This window comes from Bradyrhizobium nivariense, from assembly GCF_029846695.2.
Taxonomy (GTDB): Bacteria; Pseudomonadota; Alphaproteobacteria; order Rhizobiales; family Xanthobacteraceae; genus Bradyrhizobium.
Window position 1 is genome coordinate 37,695 of sequence record NZ_JARWCR020000074.1, and the last position, 8,864, is coordinate 46,558.

Annotated in this window: 8 protein-coding genes; 2 read left to right on the forward strand and 6 right to left on the reverse strand. The window is 64.8% G+C overall.

The annotated features are described in order from the left end of the window. Nucleotides 1–132: 132 nt before the first annotated feature. Entirely contained in the window at nt 133–1,944 is a 1,812-nt protein-coding gene (lepA, locus tag QCM77_RS37855) for a translation elongation factor 4 (RefSeq protein ID WP_280096284.1), read from the reverse strand. A 114-nt stretch (nt 1,945–2,058) separates the two neighbouring features. Between lepA and QCM77_RS37860 the strand changes: the two genes are divergently transcribed. Next, entirely contained in the window at nt 2,059–3,684 is a 1,626-nt protein-coding gene (locus QCM77_RS37860) for a glycosyltransferase family 39 protein (protein ID WP_280096285.1), read from the forward strand. Nucleotides 3,685–3,699: 15 nt separating this feature from the next. On the opposite strand, the gene QCM77_RS37865 is transcribed toward QCM77_RS37860, so the two are convergent. The 5 genes from QCM77_RS37865 to QCM77_RS37885 form a co-directional block, all read right to left on the reverse strand. Continuing rightward, complete coding sequence (locus QCM77_RS37865; RefSeq protein WP_280096286.1) at nt 3,700–4,017, reverse strand: HPr family phosphocarrier protein; 318 nt, start codon at nt 4,015–4,017, stop codon at nt 3,700–3,702. Next, nucleotides 4,014–4,415 (reverse strand): PTS sugar transporter subunit IIA, encoded by a 402-nt coding sequence (locus QCM77_RS37870; protein WP_007597752.1) that lies wholly within the window; start codon nt 4,413–4,415, stop codon nt 4,014–4,016. Before QCM77_RS37870 ends, QCM77_RS37865 begins: the two co-directional genes overlap by 4 nt. A gap of 208 nt (nt 4,416–4,623) precedes the next feature. Next, nucleotides 4,624–5,073: an HPr kinase/phosphorylase gene (locus QCM77_RS37875; protein WP_279690405.1), complete on the reverse strand. Its 450-nt coding sequence runs from the start codon at nt 5,071–5,073 to the stop codon at nt 4,624–4,626. Further along, complete coding sequence (locus tag QCM77_RS37880; RefSeq protein ID WP_280096287.1) at nt 5,070–6,875, reverse strand: sensor histidine kinase; 1,806 nt, start codon at nt 6,873–6,875, stop codon at nt 5,070–5,072. The genes QCM77_RS37875 and QCM77_RS37880 overlap by 4 nt, the downstream gene beginning before the upstream one ends. Nucleotides 6,876–6,991: 116 nt before the next feature. Then, the gene (locus QCM77_RS37885) at nt 6,992–7,693 is read right to left on the reverse strand and encodes a response regulator transcription factor (protein ID WP_007597749.1); all 702 of its coding nucleotides are present in this window, start codon (nt 7,691–7,693) and stop codon (nt 6,992–6,994) included. A 242-nt stretch (nt 7,694–7,935) separates the two neighbouring features. Between QCM77_RS37885 and QCM77_RS37890 the strand changes: the two genes are divergently transcribed. Beyond that, nucleotides 7,936–8,685, forward strand: coding sequence for a HugZ family pyridoxamine 5'-phosphate oxidase (locus tag QCM77_RS37890; protein ID WP_279690407.1), 750 nt, complete (start codon nt 7,936–7,938; stop codon nt 8,683–8,685). The last annotated feature ends 179 nt before the right edge of the window (nt 8,686–8,864 follow it).

Consider the following 8,864-nt stretch of genomic DNA (forward strand, 5'->3'; position numbering starts at 1 on the left):
ACAACCTCATGCCTACTGTGCATGGGGTTGTTTTGCGTTTTTTTGTTTGTCGACCACGAAAGGCTCGGGTCGGAACGGTCTCGTCCCGAAACTCTTGCTGTCACCCTGGTCGCAACGGCGCGGACCCCCGCCTCAGCTATCCACCTTCAGCGCGGCAATAAAAGCTTCCTGCGGGATGTCGACCTTGCCGAACTGCCGCATCTTCTTCTTGCCTTCCTTCTGCTTCTCCAGAAGTTTTCGCTTACGGGTGATGTCGCCGCCGTAGCACTTTGCGGTGACGTCCTTGCGCAGCGCGCGCACGGTCTCGCGGGCGATCACCTTGCCGCCGATCGCCGCCTGGATCGGGATCTGGAACATGTGCGGCGGGATCAGCTCCTTCATCTTCTCGACCATGGCGCGGCCGCGGCCTTCGGCGCGGGTGCGGTGGACCAGCATCGAGAGCGCGTCGACCGGCTCGTTGTTGACCAGGATCTGCATCTTGACGAGATCGGCCGGCTTGTAGTCGGTGAGATGATAGTCGAACGAGGCGTAGCCCTTGGAGACTGACTTCAGGCGGTCGTAGAAGTCGAACACGACCTCGTTGAGCGGCAGATCGTATTTCACCATCGCGCGAGAGCCGACGTAAGTCAGCTCCTTCTGCGAGCCGCGGCGGTCCTGGCACAGCTTCAGCACGCTGCCGAGATATTCGTCGGGGGTGAGGATCGTGGCCTCGATCCAGGGCTCCTGGATCTCCGCGATCTTGACCACGTCCGGCATGTCGACGGGATTGTGAATCGAGATTTCCTGCCCGTCGGTCAGACTCATCTTGTAGATCACGCTCGGCGCGGTCGCGATCAGATTGAGATCGAACTCGCGCGACAGCCGCTCCTGGATGATCTCCAGATGCAACAGCCCGAGGAAGCCGCAGCGGAAGCCGAAGCCAAGCGCGGCCGAGGTCTCCATCTCGTAGGAGAAGCTGGCATCGTTGAGCCGCAGCTTGCCCATCGCCGCGCGCAAGGTCTCGAAGTCATCGGCGTCGGCGGGGAACAGGCCGCAGAACACCACGGGAATCGCCGGCTTGAAGCCCGCCAGCATCTCGGTCACCGGCTTCTTGTCGTCGGTGATGGTATCGCCGACGCGGGTGTCGGCGACTTCCTTGATCGCGGCGGTGATGAAGCCGATCTCGCCGGGGCCGAGCTCGTCGACCTGCGTCATCTTCGGGGTGAAGAAGCCGACGCGCTCGATGTCATAGGCCGCGCCCGTGCCCATCATGCGGACCCGGCTGCCCTTCTTCATGACGCCGTCGACGACACGGATCAGCACGACGACACCGAGATAGACGTCGTACCAGCTGTCGACCAGCAGCGCCTTCAGCGTCGCTTCGCGATCGCCCTTCGGCGGCGGCAGGCGGGTGACGATCGCTTCCAGCACGTCGGGCACGCCGAGGCCGGTCTTGGCCGAGATCATTACGGCGTCGGAGGCGTCGATGCCGATGACGTCCTCGATCTGCTGTTTGACCTTCTCCGGCTCTGCCGCCGGAAGGTCGACCTTGTTCAGCACCGGAACGATCTCATGCCCCGCATCGAGCGCGTGGTAGACGTTGGCGAGCGTCTGCGCTTCGACGCCCTGGCTGGCGTCGACCACCAGCAGGGAACCCTCGCAGGCCGCCAGCGACCGCGAGACTTCGTAGGCGAAGTCGACATGGCCGGGCGTGTCCATCAGGTTGAAGATGTAGTCCTTGCCGTCCTTGGCGCGGTAGGCGAGCCGCACCGTCTGCGCCTTGATGGTGATGCCGCGCTCGCGCTCGATGTCCATGGAATCGAGCACCTGCTCCTTGCCGGCCATTTCGCGGTCGGTGAGGCCGCCGGTCATCTGGATCAGGCGGTCGGCCAGCGTCGATTTGCCATGGTCGATATGGGCGACGATGGAGAAATTGCGGATGTTGGAAATGGGGACGGTCGTCATGGGCGCGGGATACCACTCACATCCCCGTGCGGCAACCATATTGCTGTAATTTCAGGGTCTTTGTTCACGCCAAGCTGATTCCACGAAGGCCCAAAACGCGCTACGCAACGGCCCATGTCCACGACCTCGATCCCGTCTGCCCGAGCGCGCGCGAAGACCCGGGTGAGCTATGCCCGCTTTCGGGCATGGCTGGTTGCCAGCGCGACCCGCCCCGAGGCGCGGCTGTGGCTGGTGATCCAGCTTGCCATCCTCCATGCGGTGCTCTGGACCTTCATCCTGATCAATCTGAAGGCCGCGCAGGACGTTCACATGGACGTCGCAGAAGCCTGGGGCTGGGGGCAGAAATTGCTGTGGGGCTATGGCAAGCACCCGCCGCTGTCGGGCTGGGTCGCCGGCCTCTGGTTCACAGCGCTCCCGCCGACCGACTGGGCGACCTATGCGCTGGCGATGGCGACCGTCAGCGTCGGGATGGTGATCTGCTGGCTCATCGCGCTGCGCGTCGTGGATGCGCGGCGCGCGTTCCTGGTCGTGGTGATGGTCGCGCTCTACCCGATCTTCAATTTCAAGGGTTTCAAGTACAATCCCGACCTGCTCCAGCTCGTCACCTTGCCGCTTCTCGTGCTCGCTTATCTCAATGCGTTCGAGAAGCGGAGCTGGCAATCCGGAGTCTGGCTCGGACTTGCCGGCGCGCTGGCGCTGATGACCAAATACTGGGTGCTGACCATGATCGGCGCCATCGGGCTTGCCGCGCTGATCCATCCGGAGCGAATGAGGTTCCTGTCGTCGCCGGCGCCATGGGTGGCGATCGCGACGATGGTCGTGGCGATGATCCCGCACGTCGTCTGGCTGGCGCAGGCGCATTTCGTGCCGCTGACCTATGCGGGCGACACCTACAGCCTCGAGGACAGCGGCCAGGTGCATCAGCTCGTGGCCGGCTATGCCCTGCATAATGTCGCGCTGCTGGCGTTGCCGGTGGCGCTGGCCGCGCTGGCGATGGCGCTGGTGCCGCACTGGTTCAGGCTGCTCCTGCGTGCGCCCTTGCGCATCGTCACGCGCGCCTGGGCGCGCGGCGCGAATTCCAGCGTGAACCTTTCGCAGGCGCGCAACGTCTGGATCGTTCAGATCATCGTCGCGGTCGGGCCCGCGCTCGGCGCGCTGGCTTTCAGCATCTACATGAAGACCGATTGGGGCATCTCGCTGTTCTTCCTGGTGCCGCTGGCGCTGGTCGCGATCCCGGCGTTGCGGGTGCAGAGCGCGACATTGTTCAACATTGTCGCGATCTGGCTCGTACTCAGCGTCGCCACGCTCATTGCCTCGCCCTGGATCGCCGCGCGCGAGATGGCCGCCAACGCCGGCAACACGGCGACCTATGGCGCGCGCTCGGATCTCGCGCGCGAACTGACGCAGGCCTGGCACGCGCGCTTCGCCTCGCGCTGGGCGGTCGTCGCCGGCACCATGGAATCGATCCAGCCGATGGTGTTCTACAGCCCGGATCATCCGGCCGCGTTCACGCCGCTCGAAGCCTGGGGTTCCGGGCTGACCTCGCCCGATGACGTCAAGAGATACGGCTTCATCGGGGTGTTCGATCCGACCGACGGCCGCCTGCCGGCGTTCGAGAAATGGGTGTCCGAGGTTGCGCCGAACGCCGAGCGCATCGTGATGACGACGCGCCGCTTCACCCACGGCAAGGCCGGTCCGTCGATGAGTTGGAACATCTACATCGGCCCGGCGGCGAAGTGATCGAGGCGAAGCCGCCTAAATCCCTTCCTCGTTGAATTTGCTCTCGACGAGTTCGGTGATCGCCGCGAGCGCGGCTTCGGCATCATCGCCGGCAGCCGCGACCGTAATGGTCGTGCCGGGCCCGGCGGCGAGCATCATCAGGCCCATGATCGAGGTGCCGCCGACGGTTTCGCCGCCGCGCGTCACCCAGACCTGTGCGTTGAAGCGCTCGACGGCCTGGACGAACTTTGCGGAGGCCCGCGCGTGCAGGCCGCGCTTGTTGATGATCAGGAGGTCTTTGGAGATCGCGCCCGCGGTCGCGCCCGTCCCGGCTTGCGGCGCCTCGTCGCTCATTTGCCGGCGAGCACGCGGCTGGCGATGGTGACGTATTTGCGGCCGGCTTCCTGGGCCATCGCGATCGCGTCGGGCAGCGGACGCTCCTCGCGCACCTTGGCAAGCTTCACCAGCATGGGAAGGTTGATGCCCGCGAGCACCTCGACCTTCGGCCGGCTCATGCAGGATATTGCCAGGTTGGACGGCGTGCCGCCGAACATGTCGGTGAGGATCGCGACGCCGTCGCCGGAATCGACGCGGTTAACCGCCTCGATGATGTCGCTTCGGCAGAGATCGGAATCGTCTTCGGCGCCGATCGTGATCGCTTCGATTTGCTTTTGTGGGCCCATGACATGTTCAAGCGCTGCCTTGAATTCGTCGGCAAGGCGCCCGTGGGTCACAAGTACTAGACCAATCATCGGAAAACTCCTCGCGGGCGCTTTTGGTGCACCGCACGAACGCGCCACTTTGACCATCCAGAGCCCCCGCGCAAGGGGGGATGTTGCGTATCTCCCTGAATCTAGACGGATGGATGAGGGGAGCTGCGCCGGTCTATTCGGTCGCGATAGTGGGGTTCATATGGTTACCATTTCCCTTCAAACAATCGCCTGAAGGGCTAACGGAAGATTAACTCTTGGTAGTGGTCAAGGCCGCAACAACCAGAGGGAGGGGCGAATAGTCGCGGGCGACCGGGATTCGCGGTATTTCGACACCGAAAATGCTTGTTTTCAGGGATTCTGCCGGTGGCAGCCGCTCCGCGTCCGCTCCGTCGAGATCGACCACGAGGCCGACGGTCGCTCGCTCCACGAAGTCGCAGCGGCGGATTCCCAGCCCCCGGATCTCGATCAGGCCGGCCAATAACGGAGCGGGGCGGACCTCAATTTCGCGGCCGAGTGTCGCCAGATGGACACGGTCATCGCCGACCAGAACGGCCCTTTCGACCACGCCGCTGCGTCCCGCCATGATCAAATCGAAGGCAAGGCGCGACTTGCCGGAGCCCGAGGGCCCGCGGATCAGCACCGCCAGATCTCCAACCTTGACCGCGGAGGCGTGAATGCTGGGGCCGCCGTCGCTCATAGCGCCGGCAGCCTCACCACGAAGCGTGCGCCGACAACAGTAGGCGCTCCGTCCTCGTCCGCCGGGCCGGGGCGGTTCTCCGCCCAGATGCGTCCGCCATGGGCGTCGACGATCTGCTTGGAGATCGACAGGCCGAGGCCGGAGTTCTGGCCAAAGCCCTGATGAGGTCGGTCGGTGTAGAAGCGCTCGAAGATGCGTTCCAGCGCGTCGTCGCGAATGCCGGGGCCGTCGTCGTCGACCACGATCTCGATCTCTCCGCGCACGCGGCGGCAGGTGAGGCGCACCTTGTTGCCTGGTTCGGAAAAGGATTGTGCGTTCGAGAGCAGGTTGGAGACCACCTGTCCGAGCCGCGAATCGTGGCCGGTCACGGCGAAACTGTCGGTCGGGCTGCGGCCCTCGAAGCGCGTTTCGACCGCGACGTCATGGCCGAGCTTGGTTTCATTGGCGACGGAGACGAGTGTCGTCAGCAGGCGGCGCAGGTCGACCGGGATCGCATCCTGGCGCTGTAGTTCGGCATCGAGGCGGCTGGCGTCGGAGATGTCCGAGATCAACCGGTCGAGCCGCTTGACGTCGTGCTCGATCACCTCGAGCAGGCGCGCGCGGCTGTTCTCGTTGCGCGCCAGCGGCAGCGTCTCGACCGCGGAGCGCAAAGAGGTCAGCGGGTTCTTCAATTCGTGCGCGACATCAGCGGCGAACATTTCGATCGCCTCGATGCGGCTGTAGAGCGCGCTGGTCATGTCGCGCAGCGCACCGGAGAGATGGCCGATTTCGTCGCGACGACGGGTGAAGTCCGGAATCTCGACGCGGGTCCTGATGCGGCGGCGGATGAGCTCGGCGCTGTCGGCGAGGCGGCGGACCGGACCTGCGATCGTGCTGGCGAGCAGCAGCGACAGCATGATCATGACCGCGGCGGCGACACCGCCCACTTTAAGGATGGCCAGGCGCTCGGCGGTGACCATCTGGTCGATGTCGTCGCCTTGCGTCGACAGCATCAGCGCGCCGTGGATGGCGCGCGAGCGCAGCACGGGGACCGCGACCGAGACGATCACCTCGCCGCGCGCATTGACCCGCACCATCGAGCGCTTCTGGCCCTGGAGCGCGTCGCCCACCTCCGCATAGCCGTTGCCGTTCTCGGGCCCGAGCTCGCGATAGAGCGGCAGGTCGCCGCGGTTCAGCCAGGTGCGGACCGCGACCATGCCGCGCTCGACGATGCCCGGCTTCTCGGCGGAGAGCGACGGCAGGGGGAAGCGCACCACGGTCTCGAGGCTGCGGCTGTCGACCAGCAGGCTGCCGTTCGGGTCGTAGATGCGGGCGCGCGTCTTGGTCGGCGAGATCAGCGTGCGCAGCACCGGCGCCACGCGCTCCGGATTGATCGGAAAATCCAGCGGTGAATACTCGTCCGACCCGCCATAGGTCTCACCCGGCTTGAGGTCGAGCAGCCGGTCGGGATCGATGGTGATGGCGTTGGTCTGCACCGTCGCGGAGGCCGCGATCGCGCCGGCGATGATCTCCGCCTGCACCAGGAGGCTCTGCGCGCGCGCGTCGATCAGACCGGCGCGGAACTGCGACAGATAGAGGATGCTCGCCACCAGCGCGACGAGGCCGGCGAGGTTGAGCGAGACGATGCGGCGGGTCAGGCTCGAGAAGGACAGCGCGAAGAAGAACTGCCCGGCGCGCTTGAGCCAGCTCAGCGGCCGCCAGCCTCGCACGGCCGGCTTGTCCTCGGCCAATTGATCCGGAGCGCCGCGGGCGGTGACGTCCTCGGCGTTCTGGTTCTCGTCAGGCTGCGTTCGGTCAAGCAATGCTCACGCCCGCGTTAGGACAGCTCGTGCGAAGGTCCCCGCATCCTAGAGCCATCCCGGTCCCGATGGAATCAGAACCGAGGATGCTCTCAGTCTTTCGTGGAGGCGCGTGCGCCTCAGGCTTCCTTGAAGCGGTAGCCGACGCCGTAGAGGGTCTCGATCATCTCGAACTCGTTGTCGACCACCTTGAACTTCTTGCGCAGCCGCTTGATGTGGCTGTCGATGGTGCGGTCGTCGACATAGACCTGGTCGTCATAGGCGGCGTCCATCAGCGCGTTGCGGCTCTTCACCACACCGGGCCGGGTCGCGAGCGCCTGGAGGATTAGGAATTCGGTGACGGTCAGCGTCACCGGCTCGTTCTTCCAGGTGCAGGTATGCCGTTCCGGATCCATGCGCAGCAGGCCGCGGTCGAGCGCCTTGGCGTCGTTCTCCTTCGGCGTGACGGTCGGGTCCTTCGGCGCCGAACGGCGCAGCACGGCCTTGACGCGCTCGACCAGCAGGCGCTGCGAGAACGGTTTGCGGATGAAGTCGTCGGCGCCCATCTTGAGGCCGAACAGCTCGTCGATCTCCTCGTCCTTGGAGGTCAGGAAGATCACCGGCAGGTCGGATTTCTGCCGCAGCCGGCGCAGCGTCTCCATGCCGTCCATGCGCGGCATCTTGATATCGAGGATGGCAAGATCGGGCTGGGTGGTGCGGAAACCGTCGAGCGCGGAGGCACCGTCGGTGTAGGTCATGATGCGGTAGCCTTCGGCCTCCAGCGCGATCGAGACGGATGTGAGAATGTTGCGGTCGTCGTCGACCAAAGCGATTGTGGGCATGAGCCTCTGCTTTCTGCTTTCCGTTTGGGTCGTGGCTTGAAAACGGCGAGCAATCCACTGATGCGCCGCATACATGGGTGCCGATGTTGGCATTCGAACCTTGTCACCGAGCAATGCAAGCTAGGCTGAAGTGTGACCAAGTTCCACGAAACACGGCAGATTCGCCGCATCCCGACCCATAACCGGGCCCGGGTTTACCCGAAAAAAGGCCCTCCATGCAACCACCTGACCCGAGAAAGCCGATGCAACCGACCGCCGATTTCGACCCCGGAAGGCTCGCCAAATCGCTGCTGCGGCGGTCCCGGCAGGGGGCGCTGGCGACGCTGATGGCCGGCAGCGGCGATCCCTATTGTTCCCTGGTCAACCTGGCCAGCCATCCGGATGGCTCTCCGATCCTGCTGATCTCAGGCTTGGCCGTGCACACCAGGAACATTCTGGCCGATAGCCGGGTGTCCCTGATGCTGGACGAACGCGCGGCGGGCGATCCGCTGGAAGGCGCCCGGATCATGCTGTCCGGCCGCGCCGAGCCGGCCGGTGCCGACAAGGATCTGCTCCGGCGACGGTATCTCAATGCCCATCCCTCGGCGGAAGCATTTGTTTCCTTTAAGGATTTCTCCTTCTTCCGGATCCGGCCCACGGGAACCCATCTGGTCGCCGGCTTCGGCCGCATCGTCGATCTCAAGCCGGAGCAATTCCTCACGGACCTCGCCGGTGCCGAGGATTTGCTGGCGGCGGAGGAGGGGGCGGTCGAGCACATGAATGCCGACCACCGCGACGCCATGGGCCTCTATGCCACAAAACTGCTCGGCGCGGCCGAGGGCGACTGGCGCTGCACCGGTTGCGATCCGGAGGGCCTCGACATGCAGGACGGCCAGACCGCGCTGCGGCTGGACTTCCCGGAGCGGGTGGCTGATGGCACCGGGCTGCGCAAGATGCTGGTCCGCCTCGCCGGCGAAGCGCGCACCAAGAGGGACCAGAGCGCAACAATTTGAACGCTGCTGCCCATCGCCGCGACCCAAGACCGTAACCGGCCAGTCCGTAACTGGTCCAGGCTGTGTAAAAACTCCGTCGATGCTATGATTCTCTTGCTGAATCGCGGGGGGAATTGATGCGGGGTTTCGTTCAAGGGGTGGATCGCCAGCAGACGACGTTGCTGCCGGAATGCCTTGAT

Bases quoted from the DNA above. Each gene is read 5' to 3' on its own strand.
- lepA (WP_280096284.1), bottom strand. From the start codon at position 1,944: ATGACGACCGTCCCCATTTCCAACATCCGCAATTTCTCCATCGTCGCC.
- QCM77_RS37860 (WP_280096285.1), top strand. From the start codon at position 2,059: ATGTCCACGACCTCGATCCCGTCTGCCCGAGCGCGCGCGAAGACCCGG.
- QCM77_RS37865 (WP_280096286.1), bottom strand. From the start codon at position 4,017: ATGAGCGACGAGGCGCCGCAAGCCGGGACGGGCGCGACCGCGGGCGCG.
- QCM77_RS37870 (WP_007597752.1), bottom strand. From the start codon at position 4,415: ATGATTGGTCTAGTACTTGTGACCCACGGGCGCCTTGCCGACGAATTC.
- QCM77_RS37875 (WP_279690405.1), bottom strand. From the start codon at position 5,073: ATGAGCGACGGCGGCCCCAGCATTCACGCCTCCGCGGTCAAGGTTGGA.
- QCM77_RS37885 (WP_007597749.1), bottom strand. From the start codon at position 7,693: ATGCCCACAATCGCTTTGGTCGACGACGACCGCAACATTCTCACATCC.
- QCM77_RS37890 (WP_279690407.1), top strand. From the start codon at position 7,936: ATGCAACCGACCGCCGATTTCGACCCCGGAAGGCTCGCCAAATCGCTG.